The sequence below is a fragment of the Citrobacter sp. TBCP-5362 genome, from assembly GCF_005406305.1.
GTDB classification, from domain to species: domain Bacteria; phylum Pseudomonadota; class Gammaproteobacteria; order Enterobacterales; family Enterobacteriaceae; genus Citrobacter_B; species Citrobacter_B koseri.
In genome coordinates this window covers 4,056,534-4,078,321 of the sequence record NZ_CP040234.1, presented here as the reverse complement: position 1 = coordinate 4,078,321, position 21,788 = coordinate 4,056,534, and the positions used below count along the sequence as shown (strand labels likewise).

Here is a 21,788-nt window from a genome sequence, read left to right as displayed (position 1 = left end):
CGTACTCACCGTTGTTTCCTGTTTCCGGCATACCTGCTGGCTAATTACTGATAGGTCAGAGAGAACCAGATTTGAGCATTGGCGGCTCCCCCGGTGACCTGCTTCCCGGTCGCCCGATACTTCGCCACGAAATGAAGCGTGGTGGGGCCGCTATACAACTGCGTCCAGGCACCCGGCGGGCTGTTGAGTGGAATCAATTGATTGTCTTTATCAAATAAAGCGATGCCTACGCCGGTTGCTATCCCCGGCCCTTCGCCAACTGAAAGCACCTCCGGGTTTTTGCCGTCGGCAACTCCGCGAAATGACACGCCTACGCGCTGACTCACGGCAGTGCTGCAATCCTGTAGATGAATATCGAATGGCACGGGGTTGGCATCTTCCCCTGACGAATGAAACCGATTACTGCTGATCTGCCCCATATTGACCGTCATCTGTTGATCTCCTGCTTCAACGCGGCAGGATTCGGCAATAATGACCCCCTGGAAACGCATGTTTCCCCCGGGCAACGTCACGTTCCAGTGATTGCCAGCCAGTGCCAGCGACGGAAACAGAAATATCAGCAGACCTGATTTCACTCCTTGCATCGTTATCACCCCTGTCCTGTTATGGATAACGGGCCATCCTGGCCCGGAATGCTTCCCTGTCAGACGTTTGAATTACTGGTATTGCACTTTGAAGGTTGCGTCTGCGTTCGCAGTACCGGCAGTTGCTGCGCCAGTTGCGTAGTAACGAGCCTGGAAAGGAATGATGTTAGTACCGTCATTCAGCGTGGTAGCGCTGCTGAAGGTCGCGCCATCCAGCCCCAGAGCGGTGCCAGTTTTGTCGAGGATCTGTACGCCGACGTTAGTCGCGCCGCCTGATGCGGAACTCTGTAGCGCCAGAACGGTAGGGTTGGCGCCATTAACAGCAGTACCTGTGAACGCAACGGAAGCCTGGGTCGCAACGGTCGTGTCGCAATCATCCAGTTGAATGTTGAAACCCACAGCGGAGCTGGTGTTGCCTTCAGCAGCGAGTTTGGCGGAACGAACCTGGCCTAACTGAACTGTCTGATCGATAGAACCGGCATCAACTGCACAAGCGGCGTTAACGATTTCCCCTTTAAAATGCACGGTGCCGCCGTTTACCGTGGTGGTGTCGGCCAGGGCTGCTGTGGAGCTCAGGGACAGTGCTGACAGAACAACGATTGCCAGTGTTTTGATTTTCATGCGGTTTTCCTTTAAACAATGTCGATATTACGAACCGAAACTGGCAGTCGTTGTACCTTCCTGGCATTTCAGGTTTAAGCCGAATAGTTCGACTGCCGATCTTGCGCAGTTTTTACCCAACTGATGAGTCAATTGGGACCATTTTGACTCGTAGCAATAAATTTCTTAATTTCGTTTTTTTATGCGTTGATCTGGAATTTAATTCTTATTTTTTGGTTTTATATAGATGAATATATCTGAGGTGATCGTGAGTTATATCAACAAGACAAGTGGAAAGCAGAACTCGACGTGCGGAGAAAAGGTGAGGATGTATGAAACGTAAAAAAATGTGAGTAAAAAAACAATTTTAAATCAGTTGGATATTTTTTTTTCGCAAAAAAATGGACTTACAGGTTGCAGAAAATTACAAAATTCCTCTATGATATAGACAGTTTGGTCCCAATTGACCTGTTCAATGTCTTATTTTTCCTTAGTTATCAATGAACTATATAGTTCATCATTTTTGATCTTCTGTTTTAGTAGCTTTTCCTCTAGCGGATTTACCCTTTCCCATAATCCTGCAAACCGGGCGGCATTACTGGCTGTATAACGTACGGTGTGGCGAATATTTCGGTGACCAAGGTAATCCTGGATTAGACGTGTATCTGTACCTCTTTCAGCAAGTTCATAACCACATGCATGTCGCAGCATATGCGGATGTGTGGTGGTGCTGGTTCCGGCCTTTTGGCCAGCAGAACGTATTATACGGTATGCCTGCTGGCGGGAAAGTTGTGAGCCTTTACGGGAAATAAACACCGCGTTTATTTTCTGCGCTCCTTTCCAGCTCGCACGAACCCGGCTCCAGCATTCAATGGCTTCACACTCGTCCGGCATGAGGGGATGAATAGTAGAAAAACCATTTTTCAGTCGGCGGATATTGATCCGACCTTCATAAAGATCAAAATCCCGGTAATGCAGGTTCAGTAGTTCACTTATACGCATTCCATGACGAAAGGCCAGCAGGATAAGACAATAATCTCGCTCTCCTGTCTGGCCATGACGTACGGCTTTCATCATGGCCTGAACTTCTCTGGCAGTAAGAAAACGGCGTCGGTTCATAATATTTCTCCTGGTATCAGAATGATAAAGAGTCAGCTCCAGTGATACGAATAACTGATAGCTAAAGCTAGGGATGTATTATTAATTGCACATATTGACCACTATCCCATTTTATTCTATGAAGCTCACAAAGCCCCATGTCAGTGGGCGACTTCATTCTAAAGATTTCATCAGACATCACAAGAAGACTATTCCGTATATTCTCAGAGGGGAAAAATGTATTCAGCGGGGGAATAACTATTCAGACCATGTCAGCGGTGTCAATTATACTGGTCAGAAAAAAATAACACAGGATATAGTGTAGAAACATAAAATAGATAACCATACTACCAATGTGACTATTGCAGTGCCATCCATGGCACATAGCTTTATTCAGACTTATTTACTGTCTATATTTTTCTTTCCTTACAGTCTGCTACAGACATCTCTGTTTTTTGTTTTATTCCAGATGCCATAAAAACGACCAGCGTTACTGGCAGTATACCAGACAGTATGACGAATATTGCGATGGCCAAGGTAATCCTGAATCAAGCGGGTATCTATCCCCATATTTGCCAGAGCAAACCCACAGGAATGGCGAAGCATATGCGGGTGGGCACAAATTGCAAGTTTTGCTTTCTTCCCGGCCTTGGCGATTATCTGATAAAATTGCTGTCTTGAAAGGGGATTGCCTTTACGTGATAAAAATAACCATTCAGTTTCTGAATGTTGGCTTGTAAGGCGAATTTTCAGCCAGGACTTTATCGAACGAATTTCCTCTTCCAGTAAGGGATGGGTAGTTGAGAATCCTTTTTTTAATCGGTAAATATGTATACATTTATCCTTAAGGTCAATATCTGAGATACGCAGACGACATATTTCGCTTGCCCTTAACCCATGAATAAAACACAGCAAAACCAGACAGCGATTACGCACTGCATAGGTTCCTGTACTAACAGCATTAAGAATTAAATTGATTTCATTTTGTGTCATAAACCTGCGTTTCTCTAGTCCATTATTATTTTTCATATCACCTGTTATCCTTTATTTTGCCGACATTCCGCTTATACCTGACTCTCTTCTAATGGATTAAAATCTGCCGAATAATAGCTTTTTCTTCAGGAAATAACCAGGTGTAGTTAAAAATAATGATATGTTCTTAAATTTATGTAGAGTCACAAATGAATAATTAGTCATATGCAGAACTAATTTGTTTTTTGATATCGTAGATGAATTACATATCCGTAATGACGGGACTATCGCTGTAGTTATCATATGGTAATATGATTAATTTAACTTAAGGGTAATTGAATGGCGAAAAGATAAGGTGAATGAACCACATAAGATTCTACATAAATATATTATTCTCAATGGACTGATTTTTTCGGCGTGTGCGGTGTATTGTTATTTCAAGGGGCTATTCCACTCTTTCACACAGTTCATTTTTACCGGGGTTGCAGGTTTTCTTCAGTTTGTATATGTCTTTCAATCTTTCTCGCTTTGATATCTACCATTAAGTCAGAACGGTTTGCTGCGGTGCGAAGCCTGTATACACTCTTCATAGGTATTAGCTCAGACTTGATCTGGCTTTGTCACAATACAGAGTTTTATCTAATCTGACAGGCAACTCTGTGCCAGGAGGAGACGTTGCTAACAACAGTCTGAGTTGATCAACGGGGAGCAGGTCAGTATTTCTGCTCATCACTTTCGCAGACCCAACCGTATAAAATTATGAGGGAATAAAGGCGTAATCATTATCTTATCGTTAAAAATAAATAGGTTAGGTGATATGGCGATGACATCGTAGATATTATCGACAATGAGTTGTAGATGGGTTCTGAACACGGGCACATCGGCATCATCCGCTATGACAAATACAGTTTCATTGCCTAAGCCGCTCCCATTAAACATATCATGAGTGAGTTCATAATCGCTGAAATCCATTTCTGACCATATGAGATTACCGCTATGCCATGGATATTGATGAAAAATATCCATTACCATACTCAAATCATCCCCTTCCACAACATCAAAATCTGCCTTGAGCAACTCCTTACATTCCTCAAACAATGTCATGTCCACTCCCTTTGTGGCTGTATATTTTTATCATAACCTCCCGGGAGGATTGTCTAAAGGAATTATGAACTTCCGCTCCTCGCTCAGAGCGGACACTCAGGTTTAATAATGCAATACGTTCAGCTCAAGTAGTATTACTACTGATAAATCATTTTATGGTGGGGGATTCTGGTAATGGTAAGAAGTGAAAGGGAAAGAAGTGTATGTTGCGGGTGGACGGACTTGTGAAGATCCCCATATGACTAGTGGAGGGCGTATGTTGTCAGATTCCCCCGTTTTCCTCGTGCTTTTGCATCATTATGAACAGTTAGAAATGAAAATAACCGTAGCTGACCGTAGAAAGACCGTATCTGGAAGTAAGAGATAGGCTTGTCAGAGGGTATATATGTCTTTAAATGCAACGAGCATCTAAGAAAATGGCGAGAAATCCAGCAAGCAAATAACGTCCTGTAATGACCAGAAATCTACCGGAACGCCAGAAAGCAAAAAACCAGCCCGTAGGCTGGTTTCTTTAAATTTTGGTGCCCGGACTCGGAATCGAACCAAGGACACGGGGATTTTCAATCCCCTGCTCTACCGACTGAGCTATCCGGGCAACGGGGCGCATTAAACCGTAAAGGCGCGCAGGCGTCAACGGCTTTCCATGAAAAAAATGACAAAAGACAGCTGACTGCCTGCTTTTCACGCAAAAAGCGCAAAATTGGCTCTAATTACGTCAACGCGCCACCCTGACGGCAGCGGGCAAAGCGCAGTATATCCTCCGCCAGACGGTGGGCGGTATCCACATCAGCCTGGCTGCGATTGACCAGCATTCGGCTGAGGCAACCTTCCAGCACCAGTTCCATCTGTTTCGCCACCATCGCCGGGTCGTCAATTTCGAGCGTTGTCAGCAATTCGTGGGTGAAGTCATGCGCCGCCCGTTTTTGCTGATCGGCCAGTTGGTGAATAGGGTGGGCAGGATCGGGATAAAACGTACAGGCAGCAATGAACAGACAACCGGGGTAGCGATTGTTGCTCACGCACTCCGAAAGCGCGTTATAGCGCGCCAGCAGTTTTTGTTCTGCGGTAAGGGTTTCATCAAGCAAAAGCTGGCGACGCCAGATGTCTACCTGTTGACTCAGATAACGCAGGGCGTCGTACAGAATAGCCTCTTTATCGGGCCAGAAGCGCTGTAACTCATCAAGCGGATAATCAATGCGTTCTGCCACCATTTCAAGCGTGGTGTTTGCTATCCCTTGAACCTCAAGTAATTTCAGGGCTTCTCCCAGGACATCTTCACGTTGCACGGTATTCTCCTCCGTCTTTCCCACAGAAAGTGTCGCTCACGGTTGGCGATCGCGCAAATGTGCGCTAAAGGTCGTCGCATCCATAAAGCCCGTCACTCGCGCATTCGGGTGCTCATGGCCTTGCGCATCAAAAAACAGGATTGTCGGTAAACCCAGCACATTCAGGTGCCTGAGCAAGGCGACATCCTGCGCATTGTTGGCGGTGACATTAGCCTGTAGCAGCACGGTGTCGCCCAGCGTCTGCTGAACCTGCGGATCGCTGAAGGTGTACTTCTCAAACTCTTTACAGGCGACACACCAGTCGGCGTAGAGATCCAGCATTACCGGTTTTCCTTTTGCCTCTGCCAGCGCCTGATTTAACGCATCGACTGTCGTAATCGGCTTGAAGTTCAGGTGCGCCTGCGTCTGGGCGGTTGTTGCGCCAAACGCCCAGTCCTGTAACGGGCGTACGCTGACCAGCGCCGCCGCCAGCAGGATGATTTGCACAATGCGCATCCCACCGCGTCTGGCGTGCAGGCTGGTAATAAACGCCCAGCCGAAGAAGGCGACGCCCAGCAGCGACCACAGACGCAGCCCCCACTCGTCGCCGATTACCCGTTCCAGCAAAAAGACCGGCAGCGCGAGGATCACAAAGCCAAAAGCGGTTTTGACGTGTTCCATCCACGGGCCGCTTTTCGGTAGCAGACGGTTGCCAAACACGGTGACCAGAATCAGCGGCAGCCCCATGCCCAGCGCGTAGAGATACAGCGTTCCACCGCCAAGCCACATGTTCCCGCTCTGGGCGATGTACAGCAAAATGGCGCTCAGCGGCGCGGTGGTGCATGGCGAGCAGATAAGCCCGGCAATCGCGCCCATGACAAATACGCCGCCAGGAGAGCCGCCCTGCTGACGGTTACTCATCAACGTGAGGCGAGTTTGCAGTGAAGAAGGCAGCTGTAGCGTGAACAGTCCGAACATTGACAGCGCCAGCAGCGTGAAGACCAGCGCAAGGCCGATTAGCACATAAGGGTGCTGAAGCGCCGCCTGGAACTGTAGCCCGGCAGCGGCCACAACCAGCCCCAGCGCGGTGTAGGTGAGCGCCATACCCTGTACGTAGATAAAGGTCAGCAGCAGCGCGCGTCCGGTTGAGAGGCGTTGTTTACCGCCGAGTACAATGCCGGAAATCAGCGGATACATCGGCAGGACGCAGGGCGTGAAGGCGATCCCGATGCCAATCAGCAATGCCCACAGCGCGGAGAAAGGCAGCCGGGCGGCAGGTTGCGGCGTCTCTTCCGTTTGCGCCGCGACCGGCGACGGCGTGGATTTAGCCACCGTGCTGGCGCTCACTTCGCTTAACGGCACGGTTTTGGTTTCCGGTGGATAGCAGAAGCCTGCGTCAGCACAGCCCTGATACGTCACGGTTAACGTCGCGCCGGATGCGGCCTGGTTAACGATGAGCGGAATGTTTAAGCGCTTGCGGTAGATTTCGCTTTTGCCATAAAACTCATCTTCATGCCAGACGCCCGCAGGGAGCCGGACTTCGGCAATTTCGGCCTGAGATGGGGTGATGCTTATCTGTTTGCGGTAAAGATAGTAGCCGTCTTTCACCTGCCAGGAGAGGTTCAGGTCATGTTGATTCTGCTGAAAATCAAAGGAAAAAGCCTGGTCGGCAGGGACAAACTGCGAGCGGCCTGGTGCGTCAAATAATCCGGCGAAGGCGGATGTGCTACACAGCAGCAGGATCAGCGTAAAGATGCGTTGAGCCATGAGAGGTAATCAGTGTCTCCGTGAGTGACGGGTAAAACCAGAAGTTCAGGCGTTTGATACGGGTGGTGAGACTTCAGGCATTCAAGAAGCGCTTGCTGGTGCGAAACGGTGGTTTTTAAAATCATCTGCACTTCGTATTCCTGCTCCAGTTTGCCCTCCCAGTAATACAAGGATGTCGCGCCCGGCAGTAACGTGGCGCAGGCGGCCAGTTTTTCCGCCAGCACCTTAGCGGCCAGATCCTGGGCTGTTGCTTCATCCGGCGCGGTACAGAGCACCACGACGGCCTCGGGGATGGAGATATCCTGACTATTATCATCAAGCATAAACACCTCGAAAGAACAGAAAGAGCAGCAAGAGTGTGGTCACTATACAACGGAAGGCGGCGGGATGTTAGTCAAAGCGGAGGTAAGAAAGCGGGGCGCGTATACGCCCCGCGAGGAGAACTTACAGCATGACGCTGCCCAACAGGAAGCCGAAGCAAACGGCAAGGGCAACACCCAGCGTACCTGGGATAAAGAACGGGTGGTTAAAGACGAATTTACCGATACGGGTTGTACCGGTGTCATCCATCTGAACCGCAGCAACCAGCGTTGGGTAGGTCGGCAGAATGAACAGGCCGGAAACCGCAGCGAAAGACGCGACAGCGGTCAGCGGAGAGACGTTCAGCGCCAGCGCCATTGGCATCAACGCTTTCGCTGTGGCTGCCTGAGAGTACAGCAGAGCGGAAGCAAAGAAGAAGATGACGGCCAGCAGCCACGGATGGCCCTGAATCACGCTACCCGCAGTGTCTTTGATCCAGTCGATGTTGTGAGAAACGAAAGTATCGCCCAACCATGCTACGCCCAGAATACAGATACAGGCGCTCATACCCGCTTTAAAGGTACTGGAGTTCAGGATGGAGTCCGTTTCGACACGGCAGACGATGGTCGTCAGCGTCGCGACGCTCAGCATGATGATCAGAATCGCGTTGGTGGTGTTCATCAGCGGTGTTGCGACCAGGCCGAGGCTTGGACTGTTGACGATGGCATAAACCACGACGCAGACAACGCCCAGCAGGAACAGCCAGACCGAGGTTTTTGCCATCGGTTTGATTTCAATTTGCTTTTCGCCGCGCAGCTCGATCAGCCCTTCTTCCAGACGTTTGCGGTAAACCGGGTCGTCAGAAAGTTTAGAGTTAAACAGCATTGTGACCAGGAAGGACATCACCAGTACCGCCAGCAGAGTGGACGGAATCACCACGGACAACAGGTGAATATAGCTGATGCCATGACCTTCCATGACGGAAGACATGTACACCACCGCCGCAGAGATAGGCGATGCGGTGATCGCAATCTGTGCGGAAACCACCGCCGTGGAGAGCGGACGGCAAGGTTTGATGCCTTGCTCCTTCGCCACTTCAGCGATAACCGGCAGGGTTGCCAGAGAGATGTTGCCAGTACCGGCAAAGATAGTCAGGAAATAGGTGACGATCGGTGCAAGGATCGTGATGTATTTCGGGTTTTTGCGCAGCAGTTTTTCCGTCTGGTTAACCAGATAGTCCAGACCGCCCGCAACCTGCATTGCGGAGATGGCAGCGATAACCGCCATGATGATGGAAATAACATCGAACGGGATATTCCCTGGTTTAACGCCGATGGCTGCAAGAACCAGAACGCCAAGCCCACCTGCAAATCCAATACCGATGCCCCCAAGTCTGGCACCCAAAAAGATTGCCAGCAAAACGATGATAAGTTCTAAAACTATCATATTAGCCTTCCTTGTTGTTTAACAAGTTGATATTAAATTGTTGTTATTTGGTAACTTATAACAAGAAAAAAGGCACGTCATCTGACGTGCCTCCTGTGTTACTACCCTGTACGATTACTGTTCGCTTTCATCAGTATAACGTTTTGCTTTGTAAGCCGGGTGCATCAGGTTCTGTGCGGAGAAAATATCGTCCAGCTCTGCTTCAGTCAACAGGCCGCGCTCCAGCACCACTTCACGGACGCTCTTACCGGTCTCGGCGCAAATCTTACCAACGATGTCGCCGTTGTGGTGGCCGATGAACGGGTTGAGGTAGGTGACGATGCCGATGGAGTTATAAACGTATCCTTCGCACACTTCTTTGTTTGCGGTAATGCCGTTAATGCATTTTTCCAGCAGGTTGTAGCAGGCATTGCTCAGAATGTGGATAGATTCGAACATCGCCTGGCCGATAACCGGCTCCATTACGTTCAGCTGCAACTGGCCTGCTTCGGCTGCCATCGTTACGGTGGTGTCGTTACCGATGACTTTGAAGCATACCTGGTTAACAACTTCTGGTACTACCGGGTTTACTTTCGCTGGCATGATAGAAGAACCCGCCTGTAGTTCCGGCAGGTTGATCTCGTTCAGACCCGCGCGTGGGCCTGAGGAGAGCAAACGCAGGTCGTTACAGATTTTGGACATCTTCACAGCCAGGCGTTTCAGCGCGCTGTGTACCATGACATAAGCGCCGCAGTCGGACGTTGCTTCAATCAGGTCTTCTGCCGGTACGCAGGCAAAGCCAGTGACTTCAGCCAGTTTCTGCACCGCCAGTGGAGAGTATTCTTTCGGGGTGTTCAGGCCAGTACCGATTGCCGTCGCGCCGAGGTTAACTTCCAGCAGCAGCTCAGCAGTACGTTCAATGCTTTTCACTTCTTCTTTCAGCAGTACGCTGAAAGCGCGGAATTCCTGGCCGAGGGTCATCGGTACAGCATCCTGCAACTGGGTACGGCCCATTTTCAGGATGTCCTGGAACTCAACGGCTTTACGCTCGAAGCCTTCACGCAACTGATTGATTGCATCAATGAGTTTGACGATAGACGCGTAAACGGCAACACGGAAACCGGTTGGATAGGCGTCGTTGGTGGACTGACATTTATTCACATGGTCGTTCGGGTTCAGGTACTGATATTCACCTTTCTGATGACCCATCAGTTCCAGCCCGATATTGGCCAGCACTTCGTTGGTGTTCATGTTGACGGAAGTACCTGCACCGCCCTGGTAAACGTCTACCGGGAACTGGTCCATGCATTTGCCGTTATTCAGGACTTCATCACATGCGGCAATGATGGCGTTGGCCACACTTTTAGGGATGGTTTGCAGCTCTTTGTTGGCCAGGGCCGCTGCCTTTTTCACCATTACCATACCGCGTACAAATTCAGGGATATCGCTGATTTTGTTATTGCTAATGTAGAAGTTTTCAATCGCTCTCAGAGTGTGAACACCATAGTAGGCATCCGCTGGAACTTCCCTGGTACCCAACAAATCTTCTTCGATACGAATGTTGTTTAACATGTGAACCTTCTTTTTCAAGCTGCCAATAATTACATAAACACACAGGATATATGTGGTTTCGAATGTTTCCTGACCGACGATTATCCCCTGCATCGGTCTGATACTCGAGATCATATTCTGCTTCAGGATTTCTACCGTAACCTGGATCACTTAAAGTGTGGGAAGTTACCCCTTATTTATTATTTTGTGAAATAGGTCACCGCTTTGGGATTACCACTAAAAATAAGTGTACAAACAGCTTGAAATTTTGCTAACCGTCTCAACATCTGACGCATGCGAATCGCGCACCCATATCAGACAGACGTGATGAAAACGGCTGTCATTTACAGGAGAGTCCTTTGCGCTGGATACCGTTTATTGCCATCTTTCTCTATGTTTACATTGAGATTTCTATTTTTATCCAGGTCGCCCATGTGCTGGGCGTCCTGATGACGCTGATCCTGGTGATTTTCACCTCGGTCATTGGTATGTCGCTGGTGCGAAACCAGGGTTTCAAGAACTTTTTGTTGATGCAGCAGAAAATGGCGGCTGGCGAAAGTCCGGCGGCGGAGATGATCAAGAGCGTGTCGCTGATCATCGCGGGTCTGCTGCTGGTGTTGCCCGGCTTCTTCACCGACTTCCTGGGGCTGCTTCTTTTATTGCCGCCCGTGCAGAAACACCTGACCATGAAGTTGCTGCCGCATTTGCGTTTTTCCCGTATGCCCGGCGGTGGTTTTAGCGCCGGAACGGGCGGCGGCGAGACGTTTGACGGTGAGTTTCAGCGTAAAGATGACGAGCGTGACCGTTTAGATCATAAAGACGACCGCAAGGATTAAATCAAACATTGAACCGTAGGCCGGATAAACCGCTTCAGCGGCGTCATCCGGCATAAATGCCCGGTGGCGCTATGCTTACCGGGCCTACAACTGCTGACGCTTAGCCAACCTGCGGGGTAAAAACAGCCACAGCGCCGTCAGCATAATCAGCGCGTACAGACACTTCCATCCCACCATTGCCAGCAATAATAGACACAGCAGAGCGCCAGTCACCGCCAGCGCGCGATAGCGTCCTGCCAGCAACCGACACCCGGCCAGCATACACAGCAAGTAGATCATAATGAAAATGCCGTTGGCATAGACGATCAGCGCGTCGAGATTGATCTCAAGGATGTAAATGCACAATGTGCTGAGTACGCAACAGCCCAGTACGGCGTTCAGCGCATTGCGGGGAACGCGGCGGGCAGAAAGGCGCGCCAGATAATGGTCTGGCCTGTCCTGCGCCTGTGACCAGACAAGGCGGGCGAAACTCTGGATATAGATATTCAGGCTGGCGAAGCAGGCCAGATAACCAATAATGCAGGCGACCCACAGCGCCTGTACGCCAAACAATCGCACGACGATGTCAGGGAGCGACGCTGCCGCCGCCATTTGCGCGCCGTAGGCGTCAAAATGCAGAACCGCCACCGTACACGCCCAATAAACGGAGCCAGCCAGCAGCAGACCGATCATCAGCGCGCGCGGGAAATCGCGTTCAGGGTTTTTAAATTCCGATGCCAGATGGGCGAACGCTTCAAGGCCGACAAAGCACCAGAACATAACCGACAGCGCAGCGAACAAGGCGGGCAGCTCAATATCCGCAGGGGCAGGGAACGGAATTTTGTTCGGCTTGAGATCGCCCGCCCACCAGATGGCGACAATCAGCGCCACAATCAGCCCGGCAATGATCGTTTGCAGGTTGGCGCTGGAGCTGGCGCCGCGAGAGCCAATGAACCACACCAGCGCCAGCGTGCCGAATTCCGCCAGTAAAAGCTGCCAGCCGTGCCAGCCAAACATCGCCTGACCGAATCCGGCGGCGATATGCAGCGCCGCTGGCAGGCCGACGGGGATGACCGACAGGAACAGCCATCCGGTGACGCGCGCCATTCGCGAACCAAACGCCATCCCGACAAAATGCGCCACGCCGCCCGCACTGGGGAAATGACGCCCCAGGATGGCAAAAACAATCGCCACAGGAAAGACTAAAACGATGAGCGCAGGCCAGGCCCACAGGCTGTTATTGCCCGCCACCAGCGCGGCCAGCGCCGGGACGGCAAAGACGCCGGTTCCTAACAGTGATGTCGACAACAGGCCCACGCCCTGAGCCAGTCCCAGCTCTTGTTTTAGTCCACTCATGAGTCACTATCCGGTTACGCCCAATTTTTGGGCAACTGCGCAGATTTTCGATGGTAACACAATCGGATTTACTTATGACGGGCTGCCTTAAATCGTTATGAAATGTGAGGTGAGCTATCGTTTTCGCGCGATTTTCTGCTGATAAGAATTTTTTTTCATCTGCCCCCTTGAAGGGGCAAAAACCCATCCCCATCTCTCTGGTCACTAGCCGGGAAACCGTTCACGGGCCGGCGTCACCCATAACTGATAAAGACTTTCTCAAAGGAGAGCTATCAATGAGTATTCGTCCGTTACATGATCGTGTGATCGTCAAACGTAAAGAAGTTGAATCCAAATCTGCTGGCGGCATTGTTCTGACCGGTTCCGCAGCGGGTAAATCAACGCGTGGCGAAATCATCGCTGTCGGTAAGGGTCGCATCCTGGATAACGGTACTGTGCAGCCGCTGGACGTTAAGGTTGGCGACATCGTTATTTTCAACGATGGCTATGGTGTGAAATCTGAGAAGATCGACAATGAAGAAGTGTTGATCATGTCTGAAAGCGACATTCTGGCAATTGTTGAAGCGTAATCCGCGAACGACACTGAACATACGAATTTAAGGGAAAGAGAAAATGGCAGCTAAAGACGTAAAATTCGGTAACGACGCTCGTGTGAAAATGCTGCGCGGCGTAAACGTACTGGCAGACGCAGTGAAAGTGACCCTCGGTCCGAAAGGCCGTAACGTGGTTCTGGATAAATCTTTCGGTGCGCCGACCATCACTAAAGATGGTGTTTCCGTAGCGCGTGAAATCGAGCTGGAAGACAAGTTCGAAAACATGGGCGCGCAGATGGTGAAAGAAGTTGCCTCTAAAGCGAACGACGCGGCAGGCGACGGCACCACCACCGCGACCGTACTGGCTCAGTCCATCATCACTGAAGGTCTGAAAGCCGTTGCTGCGGGCATGAACCCGATGGATCTGAAACGTGGTATCGACAAAGCGGTTGCTGCTGCGGTTGAAGAACTGAAAACCCTGTCCGTACCGTGCTCTGATTCTAAAGCCATTGCTCAGGTTGGTACTATCTCCGCTAACTCCGACGAAACCGTAGGTAAACTGATCGCTGAAGCGATGGACAAAGTCGGTAAAGAAGGCGTGATCACCGTTGAAGACGGTACTGGTTTGCAGGATGAGCTGGACGTGGTTGAAGGTATGCAGTTCGACCGTGGCTACCTGTCTCCTTACTTCATCAACAAGCCGGAAACTGGCGCAGTAGAACTGGAAAGCCCGTTCATCCTGCTGGCTGATAAGAAAATCTCCAACATCCGCGAAATGCTGCCAGTTCTGGAAGCCGTGGCCAAAGCAGGTAAACCGCTGCTGATCATCGCTGAAGACGTTGAAGGCGAAGCGCTGGCGACCCTGGTGGTTAACACCATGCGCGGCATCGTGAAAGTGGCTGCGGTTAAAGCACCGGGCTTCGGCGACCGCCGTAAAGCGATGCTTCAGGATATCGCAACCCTGACCGGCGGTACCGTTATCTCTGAAGAGATCGGTATGGAACTGGAAAAAGCCACCCTGGAAGACCTGGGCCAGGCGAAACGCGTTGTGATCAACAAAGACACCACCACCATCATCGATGGCGTGGGTGAAGAAGCGGCAATCCAGGGTCGTGTGACTCAGATCCGTCAGCAGATCGAAGAAGCTACTTCCGACTACGACCGTGAAAAATTGCAGGAACGCGTAGCGAAACTGGCAGGCGGCGTGGCCGTGATTAAAGTCGGTGCTGCGACCGAAGTTGAAATGAAAGAGAAGAAAGCCCGTGTTGAAGATGCCCTGCACGCAACCCGTGCTGCGGTAGAAGAAGGCGTGGTTGCCGGTGGTGGCGTAGCGCTAATTCGCGTCGCGTCTAAAATTGCGGAACTCAAAGGCCAGAACGAAGACCAGAACGTGGGTATCAAAGTTGCGCTGCGCGCAATGGAATCCCCGCTGCGTCAGATCGTGCTGAACTGCGGCGAAGAACCGTCTGTTGTGGCTAACACCGTTAAAAGCGGCGACGGCAACTACGGTTACAACGCAGCAACCGAAGAATACGGCAACATGATCGATATGGGTATCCTGGACCCGACCAAAGTAACCCGTTCTGCTTTGCAGTACGCGGCATCCGTGGCTGGTCTGATGATCACTACCGAGTGCATGGTAACTGACCTGCCGAAAGGCGATGCTCCTGACTTAGGCGCAGCCGGCGGCATGGGCGGTATGGGTGGAATGGGCGGCATGATGTAATTGCCCACCCCCTGCATCCTTCAGGCCGCAGATGCGTTGGCTGCGTTTGCTAACCCCAGTCACTTACTTGAGTAAGCTTCTGGGGATTAACAAACTGGCCGCCTCCCTGCAACCAGAATGATTTGGGGGCTCATCTCCCAGAATTTAGAAACCCCCGGGCAGAAATGTTCGGGGGTTTTTCTTTTGGTCATCTTTTTAGTATAAGATTCAGACATGGACGACGTGAGTGGCGTCCAGCTCATTGATTATGGGGAATAACATGCACGTAAAATATTTAGCAGGGATCGTCGGTGCTGCGCTGCTGATGGCGGGTTGTAGCTCCAGCAACCAACTGACCGCTGCCGGGCAAAGTGTGCGTTTTGTGGAAGACAAGCCTGGTGCAGAGTGCCAGTTGATCGGCACTGCGACCGGTAAGCAAAGCAACTGGCTTTCTGGTCAGCACGGTGAAGAGGGCGGCTCCATGCGTGGTGCAGCGAACGACCTGCGTAACCAGGCCGCGGCAATGGGCGGAAATGTGATTTATGGCGTCAGCAGCCCAACGCAGGGAATGTTGTCCAGCTTTGTCCCGACCGCCAGTGAAATGAACGGTCAGGTTTATAAGTGCCCTAACTGATTACACTTCATTCTTCAACCTGCCTCTTTGTTGGCTGCGCTGTGAAACCCCAGTCACATAGTTATCTGTGCTGCTGGGGATTTCTTTGCTTGCCGCTGCGATGCAGGTTGAATGATTTTGTGTAATACAGTGGGTCTATACAGGCGCATGTGGTCGTAGGCCGGATAAGCGCAGCGCCATCAGGCGTTTTTCGCTTTCTCGACCGACTGTATGCGTAAATGATGCAACGCGCGCAGGCACTGCTCCTGAGTGAGTTTGTGCGTCTTATCAGCGGTTAGCGTTCTGACAAACACCTGGCACGGTTTCCCGGCCAGCTTCTTCAGCCGTGGGCTGAAATCAAGCAGTCGGCGTGAAATGGCCTCTGCCTCTTTGCTGCCAGAAGGGGTGCGGTTTTTCACCACAGCGCCGCTAAAATGTGTTTTACCTGTCTCATCGGTATAACGATAGAGCACCGCCAGATAATGGCTGAAGAGATTGTGCTTCCATTCAGGTTGCGCGTAGGCGTCATATTCCAGATTACCGTTATCCAGACAGTCGGCATCATATAATGGCAGAAAATCCAGTAGTGATGTAATACGCAGCACCAGCTCACGCATACCGGCATTATCTATGGCGCGAATAATTGCGCGCACCAGAACGTCAATCTGTAATTCATTAATCATCAGCTCGCATGTTTTACCGTCATGCAGCGTAAAAGAAAGCATGACGTTTTCGCTCTGGTCGTCTATCAGCGTTAATGTATTCACCCGGCGATTAATATCTGCGTTTTTGAGTTCCTCTTCCTGAATGGCCGGAATGCTCTCAAGCATTTTTTTACTGACTCTATCCCGTGCTTTTTCATATTGTTGGCGAGCGTTGGGGGACAGGTGATGCTTCTGGTGCAGCCTGCTTTCCAGAGCGATCAGCAGATCTCTTAATTCCAGCGCCGTCAGAAAAAACAACGACTCTTTATTCCTCGGTTCTTTTATTTTTAATGCCAGCGCAATAAACTCATTCGCTTTGCGAATAACGCCCGTATTAACGCCTTTGATACTCATCGCCATAAAGGTTCTCCCTAACCAATTATTAATCAGGTAACTTAATTTGAATCAATATATAATTTTGAAATATATTCGGTGTATTATGTTATTAAAATAACATAATATGGAAAGTGTCGCGCTATATGAACGGATTCAAATAAGCGATTTTAAGGGCGAGTGTCCGAAACCGGACACTCGTTTGAACAATTATTGCTGGCGTAACTGCAAATCTAATGGTGTTTTGCTCGGCTCCCCGCCAATTTCACGCGCCAGTCTGGGCACCATATAACCGGATACCCGCGTCAGCAGTTCACGCATAATTCGCCGCGCTTCATCGTCGCTCACCATGAAATGCGCCGCGCCCTGAACTTTATCCAGCACATGCAGGTAGTAGGGCATGACGCCGGCGTCAAACAGCGCATTGCTGAGGTTTGCCAGCGTTTGCGCGTTATCGTTCACCCCGCGTAGCAGTACGCTCTGGTTGAGCAGGGTAACGCCCGCGTTGCGCAGCGTCGTCATGGCCTGACGGAACGTGTCGTCAATTTCGTTGGCGTGGTTGATGTGGTTCACCAGCAGAATTTGCAGAGAAGAGCGCGCAAAGCGGGCTGCCAGCCCATCCGTAATGCGCGCGGGGATCACGATCGGCAAACGACTGTGGATACGCAGCCGTTTGATGTGCGGGATCGCTTCCAGTTGCGTAAGCAACCAGTCCAGTTCGTGATCTTTCGCCATCAAAGGATCGCCGCCGGAGAAGATGATCTCATCCAGTTCAGGGTGTGCGGCGATGTAGTCCAGCGCGACCTGCCAGTTGCGTTTGTTGCCCTGATTATCCGCATACGGGAAGTGGCGACGGAAGCAGTAGCGGCAATTTACCGCGCATCCGCCTTTTACCAGCAGCAACGCACGGTTGCGGTATTTGTGCAGTAATCCGGGCACGACGCTGTGCTGCTCTTCCAGCGGGTCGGTGGAAAAACCGGGAGCGGTTACGAATTCGTCCTGCGAGGTAAGTACCTGACGCAGAAGCGGATCGTTGGGATTGCCTTTCTCCATACGCGCGATGAAAGATCGCGGTACGCGCAGGGCGAACAGGCGTTTGGCGTCGCGTCCGGCCAACAGTTTTTCATCTGCGTCTATATTCAAAAGATGCAGTAGTTCATCGGGATTGGTCACAACATCGGCAAGTTGCGCTAACCAATCTTCTCTGGATGGGGTATTTAGGGTTACAATATGCGCCATTTTGTGGCTTAGCTACCAGTTAACAATTTTCAGAGGGCCTTATGGCAACGTACTATAGCAACGATTTTCGTGCTGGTCTTAAAATCATGTTGGACGGCGAACCTTATGCGGTTGAAGCCAGCGAATTCGTTAAACCGGGTAAAGGCCAGGCATTCGCACGCGTTAAACTGCGCCGCCTGCTGACCGGCACTCGTGTAGAGAAAACCTTCAAATCCACCGACTCTGCTGAAGGTGCTGATGTTGTCGATATGAACCTGACTTACCTGTACAACGACGGTGAGTTCTGGCACTTCATGAACAACGAAACGTTCGAACAACTGTCTGCTGACGCCAAAGCGATCGGCGACAGCGCGAAATGGCTGCTGGATCAGGCTGAGTGCATCGTGACCCTGTGGAACGGCCAGCCGATCACCGTGACCCCGCCGAACTTTGTTGAACTGGAAATCGTAGATACCGATCCAGGCCTGAAAGGCGATACCGCAGGTACTGGCGGCAAACCGGCTACGCTGTCTACTGGCGCAGTGGTTAAAGTTCCGCTGTTCGTCCAGATTGGCGAAGTGATCAAAGTGGATACGCGCTCTGGCGAATACGTATCCCGCGTTAAATAAGACGCTGATATTAAGATTGATGACAACGTCTGAAATGCCCGATGGCGCAAGTTTATCGGGCCTACGGCGACTGCGTGACGCATGGGTATTAACGCCATCCGGTAAAACAGACGTGGAGTTTGTCAGCAATTTGCTAAGTTGAATTTATGGTGCGGCATTGAGCTGCGCCATACCTTTTCCAGGGCAGGAATGATGAAACGTCTTATCAGTCTTGTAGCACTCATTCTTTTCACCGGCGCGTTGCTGACGGGGTGTAATACCGCGCGTGGCTTTGGTGAAGACATCAAACATCTCGGCAATTCTATCTCTCACGCTGCCAGCTAATTATTTCCAGGTGTCTTAAAAAATCGTCGAACGCCCGTCACATTGCGGGATCTTGTCTATGCTTAAGTGGCTATACACAAACAACATTGGCTAGAAAAGGAAGACGTTATGGTTAAGAAAACAATTGCAGCGATCTTTTCTGTTTTGGTGCTTTCTTCCGTGCTAACTGCGTGTAATACAACACGCGGCGTTGGGCAGGATATCTCTGAAGGCGGCAGCGCCATTTCAGGCGCAGCGACCAGAGCCCAGCAATAAATGTGAACGGTACGGCGTGGCGTCGTACCGTTAATTGATTTGCTCCGGTAAGGATAAAAACGGCGAGTAGCGATTATCCATATGCAATTTCATGCGGATATTGCGTTTGTAGGTGTAGACCGTTTTGCCGTGAATACCGAGCGCAGCCGCGATTGCGTTGTTTCCCGCACCTTCCATCCACATTGTCAGCACCTTTTCCTCCTGCGGCGTAAGCAGCGGCGTGGCGGTTTTTGGCGTGTCAGTAACGGACTGGGCAAGCAGCACGTCCTGAATATTCCGCGATAGCTCATGCAGCGTGGCCTGTTTCGACACTACGGCATGAACCTGATACAGCGGGTCGCTATCGGCCTGGTACTGTACGCCGCCTGATTGCAGCAAAATTAAAGGCGTGGCTCCGCAGGCCATCAGGAGCGGCGCTGCTGGCTTAAAAGAGTGGCTGTAGTTGAAAAAACTATATAAGTCAGCGATAACCAGATGAGGTTTCCACTGGGAAATATGCTCTTTTGCCAGTAGCAGGTTATTCAACCCTGATACCAGGAACGAAGAATCAAATAAGCCAGAATGATTAAGCCAGGCCTCTATCCCCGTGCGGGTGAAATGGCAGCGGTCAATCACTAAAATTTTTAACATAAACTTTCCGCATCCAGAAGTAGGCGATGGCTTCCTGACCTCAGAAAGCGTCTCATCATAGAGAAGTCCGATGAGCGTCGAATGCGTGAACTGCGCTGCGAATTGCGCCCAATTCATGCTTTTGCAACGGCGGAAAATAAAAGGGTTGAATTTGATTTTTTCGCAGGCAAAAATGCTTTCTCACACCTCTGCTTTGCAGGACGACCTGCAAATGTATCTTTCACCGGGGACGGCCCCATTTTTCTGGAGCCAGATATGTCCTGGATAATTTTGTTCATTGCGGGTCTGCTTGAAGTCGTTTGGGCGGTCGGCCTGAAATATACCCACGGATTCAGTCGCCTGACGCCCAGCGTCATTACCATTGCGGCGATGATTGTCAGTATGGCGCTGTTGTCATGGGCGATGAAAACCCTGCCGGTTGGCACGGCATACGCGGTCTGGACGGGCATCGGCGCGGTAGGGGCTGCCATCACCGGCATTTTGCTGCTTGGCGAATCCGCCAGTCCTGCGCGTCTGGCGAGCCTTGCGCTGATCGTAGCGGGGATTATTGGGCTGAAGCTCAGCGCTCACTAATCCTCCGGGAAAAGCGTTAAGCGCCGGGTTGTTTTACCCAGATTAATTTACTGACATCAAACCCTTCCCGGGTCGCGACGGCCAGCATCTGCTGCTTCATCTCTTCGGAGAGCGTCGGCGTGCGTGAGAGTATCCACAGGTAGTCGCGATCCGGGCCGCACACCAGCGCATGGCGGTACTCTCTGTCGATCGCAATGACGTTATACCCGCCGTAGAAAGGGCCGAAGAACGATACTTTCAGCGCGGCGCGGCTGGGGTCGCCCGTAAACCAGGCTTTCCCTTCTGTTTTCTGCCACATGCCCCTGTCCGGGTTGTAGCCTTTGTTGAGGACGTTCAGGCCACCGTCGTCCCGCAGACTGTAGGTTGTCGTCACTTTTTCAAGACCACTTTCAAAGCGGTGATCGAAACGCGCGATTTCATACCAGGTGCCAGTGTAGCGTCTGGCATCAAAGTCAGTGACAACGGTAACGCCCCTGGGCGGGACAGGCGTGCTACACGCGACGACCAGAAACGCAGCGGTAACGGCGGCAACGACAGGCAGCAGGCGCATGGGATTTTCCTTAGCGGTTTTTTCTAAGTGTAGAACCTGGCGAGAAAAATAAGGGAGAAGGGGAAATAAAAAAACGCCCTCTTATCGTGCAGATAAGAGGGCGTATGGCTTAGATTGTGAGGATGCCGATTGCCGTGACAACGGTCAGAATCGCCGCCAGACCGTAGAATACCCATTTGCCGCTTGGCACATGGATTTTCAGGTCATGCATCGCATGGTGCATACGGTGTAAACCGCACCACAGCGGCAGGACGATCATCAGGAACAGGAACGCGCGGCCAATGAAGCTCTGGGCGAACGCCAGTACGCGTTCATAGCTCAGCGCATCGCCCGGGAAAAGTCCCAGCGGCAGCAGAATACCCACCAACAGAACCATTACCGGCGCAATAATCGCGCCCCACATACCACCTGCACCGAACAGGCCCCAGAATACGGGTTCGTCAGAGCGTTTTGGATTTGGATTAATCATCCCGGACTCCTTACCAGTACAGGGCAACATACAGTATGACTACGGTGACAACCGCAGTAACAACCCAGAGACCTTTAATGATCGGCTCTGGCCCCATTTTTTCGTCTTTAACAATGATGTTGGCGGCTTTTGGCGCCAGCTCAAACCAGGTTTTGGTGTGCAGCAAGGCTGCCGCCAGGGCGATCAGGTTTAAGATCACCACTACCGGGTTTTGCAGGAAGCCAACGAAGCCCATCCAGGATTCCGCGCCATGTTTGAGGGCAAACAGGCCGAAGATCAGTTCAATGCTGAACCAGACTGCCGGAACCGCCGTGCCTTCGCGCAGCATGTAAAAGCGATAAAACGGCAGTTTTTTCCACCAGGTGGACGTCATTGGCCGCACATAGGCTTTGCGTTTAGTCGTCATGTTGCACTC

At 51.1% G+C, this 21,788-nt stretch carries 25 protein-coding genes and 1 tRNA gene; 8 read left to right on the top strand and 18 right to left on the bottom strand.

What is annotated here, in order from left to right:
- Positions 1 to 44 precede the first annotated feature (44 nt).
- The 11 genes from FD428_RS19430 to aspA form a co-directional block, all read right to left on the bottom strand.
- On the bottom strand, positions 45 to 584 hold the full coding sequence (locus FD428_RS19430; RefSeq protein ID WP_012134482.1) for a fimbrial protein: 540 nt from the start codon (positions 582 to 584) through the stop codon (positions 45 to 47).
- A 72-nt stretch (positions 585 to 656) separates the two neighbouring features.
- Complete coding sequence (gene fimA / locus FD428_RS19425; protein WP_012134480.1) at positions 657 to 1,205, bottom strand: type 1 fimbrial major subunit FimA; 549 nt, start codon at positions 1,203 to 1,205, stop codon at positions 657 to 659.
- A gap of 459 nt (positions 1,206 to 1,664) precedes the next feature.
- On the bottom strand, positions 1,665 to 2,303 hold the full coding sequence (locus FD428_RS19420; protein WP_012134479.1) for a tyrosine-type DNA invertase: 639 nt from the start codon (positions 2,301 to 2,303) through the stop codon (positions 1,665 to 1,667).
- 405 nt (positions 2,304 to 2,708) lie between these two features.
- Positions 2,709 to 3,311: a tyrosine-type DNA invertase gene (locus FD428_RS19415; protein WP_114848038.1), complete on the bottom strand. Its 603-nt coding sequence runs from the start codon at positions 3,309 to 3,311 to the stop codon at positions 2,709 to 2,711.
- Positions 3,312 to 3,983: 672 nt separating this feature from the next.
- The gene (locus tag FD428_RS19410; RefSeq protein ID WP_071257308.1) at positions 3,984 to 4,358 is read right to left on the bottom strand and encodes a hypothetical protein; all 375 of its coding nucleotides are present in this window, start codon (positions 4,356 to 4,358) and stop codon (positions 3,984 to 3,986) included.
- Positions 4,359 to 4,877: 519 nt separating this feature from the next.
- Positions 4,878 to 4,953, bottom strand: a tRNA-Phe gene (locus FD428_RS19405).
- Between the two features lie 115 nt (positions 4,954 to 5,068).
- Entirely contained in the window at positions 5,069 to 5,644 is a 576-nt protein-coding gene (locus tag FD428_RS19400) for a transcriptional regulator (RefSeq protein WP_024130805.1), read from the bottom strand.
- 36 nt (positions 5,645 to 5,680) lie between these two features.
- Positions 5,681 to 7,390: a protein-disulfide reductase DsbD gene (locus tag FD428_RS19395; RefSeq protein ID WP_114848037.1), complete on the bottom strand. Its 1,710-nt coding sequence runs from the start codon at positions 7,388 to 7,390 to the stop codon at positions 5,681 to 5,683.
- A complete protein-coding gene (gene cutA, locus FD428_RS19390; protein ID WP_012134473.1) occupies positions 7,366 to 7,713 on the bottom strand; it encodes a divalent cation tolerance protein CutA in 348 nt (115 codons plus the stop codon). The genes FD428_RS19395 and cutA overlap by 25 nt, the downstream gene beginning before the upstream one ends.
- Before the next feature lie 121 nt (positions 7,714 to 7,834).
- On the bottom strand, positions 7,835 to 9,136 hold the full coding sequence (gene dcuA / locus FD428_RS19385; RefSeq protein ID WP_012134471.1) for an anaerobic C4-dicarboxylate transporter DcuA: 1,302 nt from the start codon (positions 9,134 to 9,136) through the stop codon (positions 7,835 to 7,837).
- 114 nt (positions 9,137 to 9,250) lie between these two features.
- A complete protein-coding gene (aspA, locus tag FD428_RS19380) occupies positions 9,251 to 10,687 on the bottom strand; it encodes an aspartate ammonia-lyase (protein WP_024130804.1) in 1,437 nt (478 codons plus the stop codon).
- 338 nt (positions 10,688 to 11,025) lie between these two features.
- Here aspA and FD428_RS19375 point away from each other — a divergent pair, with 338 nt between their 5' ends.
- Positions 11,026 to 11,502, top strand: coding sequence for an FxsA family protein (locus FD428_RS19375; RefSeq protein ID WP_012134469.1), 477 nt, complete (start codon positions 11,026 to 11,028; stop codon positions 11,500 to 11,502).
- Positions 11,503 to 11,586: 84 nt separating this feature from the next.
- Here the strand turns inward: FD428_RS19375 and yjeH are convergent, their stop codons facing one another.
- The gene (gene yjeH / locus FD428_RS19370) at positions 11,587 to 12,837 is read right to left on the bottom strand and encodes an L-methionine/branched-chain amino acid transporter (protein WP_071257317.1); all 1,251 of its coding nucleotides are present in this window, start codon (positions 12,835 to 12,837) and stop codon (positions 11,587 to 11,589) included.
- 275 nt (positions 12,838 to 13,112) lie between these two features.
- On the opposite strand from yjeH, the gene FD428_RS19365 reads away from it, so the two are divergent.
- The 3 genes from FD428_RS19365 to FD428_RS19355 all read left to right on the top strand — a co-directional run bounded on the left by FD428_RS19365 (position 13,113) and on the right by FD428_RS19355 (position 15,709).
- Entirely contained in the window at positions 13,113 to 13,406 is a 294-nt protein-coding gene (locus FD428_RS19365) for a co-chaperone GroES (protein WP_000027827.1), read from the top strand.
- Between the two features lie 43 nt (positions 13,407 to 13,449).
- Complete coding sequence (gene groL, locus FD428_RS19360) at positions 13,450 to 15,096, top strand: chaperonin GroEL (RefSeq protein WP_114848036.1); 1,647 nt, start codon at positions 13,450 to 13,452, stop codon at positions 15,094 to 15,096.
- A 259-nt stretch (positions 15,097 to 15,355) separates the two neighbouring features.
- Positions 15,356 to 15,709: a DUF4156 domain-containing protein gene (locus FD428_RS19355; protein ID WP_024130803.1), complete on the top strand. Its 354-nt coding sequence runs from the start codon at positions 15,356 to 15,358 to the stop codon at positions 15,707 to 15,709.
- 179 nt (positions 15,710 to 15,888) lie between these two features.
- Here the strand turns inward: FD428_RS19355 and FD428_RS19350 are convergent, their stop codons facing one another.
- Both FD428_RS19350 and epmB read right to left on the bottom strand, forming a co-directional pair.
- Positions 15,889 to 16,752 carry a YjeJ family protein gene (locus FD428_RS19350; RefSeq protein ID WP_047459497.1) on the bottom strand — a complete coding sequence of 288 codons (864 nt, stop codon included), beginning with the start codon at positions 16,750 to 16,752 and terminating at the stop codon, positions 15,889 to 15,891.
- A gap of 183 nt (positions 16,753 to 16,935) precedes the next feature.
- The gene (gene epmB, locus FD428_RS19345; RefSeq protein WP_012134462.1) at positions 16,936 to 17,964 is read right to left on the bottom strand and encodes an EF-P beta-lysylation protein EpmB; all 1,029 of its coding nucleotides are present in this window, start codon (positions 17,962 to 17,964) and stop codon (positions 16,936 to 16,938) included.
- Positions 17,965 to 18,005: 41 nt separating this feature from the next.
- Between epmB and efp the strand changes: the two genes are divergently transcribed.
- The 3 genes from efp to ecnB all read left to right on the top strand — a co-directional run bounded on the left by efp (position 18,006) and on the right by ecnB (position 19,151).
- Positions 18,006 to 18,572, top strand: coding sequence for an elongation factor P (gene efp, locus FD428_RS19340; protein WP_012134461.1), 567 nt, complete (start codon positions 18,006 to 18,008; stop codon positions 18,570 to 18,572).
- A gap of 189 nt (positions 18,573 to 18,761) precedes the next feature.
- On the top strand, positions 18,762 to 18,896 hold the full coding sequence (gene ecnA, locus FD428_RS19335) for a lipoprotein antitoxin entericidin A (RefSeq protein ID WP_024130802.1): 135 nt from the start codon (positions 18,762 to 18,764) through the stop codon (positions 18,894 to 18,896).
- A gap of 108 nt (positions 18,897 to 19,004) precedes the next feature.
- On the top strand, positions 19,005 to 19,151 hold the full coding sequence (gene ecnB, locus FD428_RS19330; protein ID WP_024130801.1) for a lipoprotein toxin entericidin B: 147 nt from the start codon (positions 19,005 to 19,007) through the stop codon (positions 19,149 to 19,151).
- A 30-nt stretch (positions 19,152 to 19,181) separates the two neighbouring features.
- On the opposite strand, the gene FD428_RS19325 is transcribed toward ecnB, so the two are convergent.
- The gene (locus FD428_RS19325; RefSeq protein WP_024130800.1) at positions 19,182 to 19,781 is read right to left on the bottom strand and encodes a LuxR C-terminal-related transcriptional regulator; all 600 of its coding nucleotides are present in this window, start codon (positions 19,779 to 19,781) and stop codon (positions 19,182 to 19,184) included.
- Between the two features lie 255 nt (positions 19,782 to 20,036).
- Here FD428_RS19325 and sugE point away from each other — a divergent pair, with 255 nt between their 5' ends.
- Positions 20,037 to 20,354 carry a quaternary ammonium compound efflux SMR transporter SugE gene (gene sugE / locus FD428_RS19315; protein WP_012134457.1) on the top strand — a complete coding sequence of 106 codons (318 nt, stop codon included), beginning with the start codon at positions 20,037 to 20,039 and terminating at the stop codon, positions 20,352 to 20,354.
- A 16-nt stretch (positions 20,355 to 20,370) separates the two neighbouring features.
- Here the strand turns inward: sugE and FD428_RS19310 are convergent, their stop codons facing one another.
- From FD428_RS19310 to frdC, 3 genes are all read right to left on the bottom strand, one after another.
- Positions 20,371 to 20,904, bottom strand: coding sequence for a lipocalin family protein (locus FD428_RS19310; protein WP_012134456.1), 534 nt, complete (start codon positions 20,902 to 20,904; stop codon positions 20,371 to 20,373).
- A gap of 109 nt (positions 20,905 to 21,013) precedes the next feature.
- On the bottom strand, positions 21,014 to 21,373 hold the full coding sequence (gene frdD, locus FD428_RS19305; protein ID WP_012134455.1) for a fumarate reductase subunit FrdD: 360 nt from the start codon (positions 21,371 to 21,373) through the stop codon (positions 21,014 to 21,016).
- Positions 21,374 to 21,383: 10 nt separating this feature from the next.
- On the bottom strand, positions 21,384 to 21,779 hold the full coding sequence (gene frdC / locus FD428_RS19300) for a fumarate reductase subunit FrdC (protein WP_012134454.1): 396 nt from the start codon (positions 21,777 to 21,779) through the stop codon (positions 21,384 to 21,386).
- Between the last annotated feature and the right edge of the window lie 9 nt (positions 21,780 to 21,788).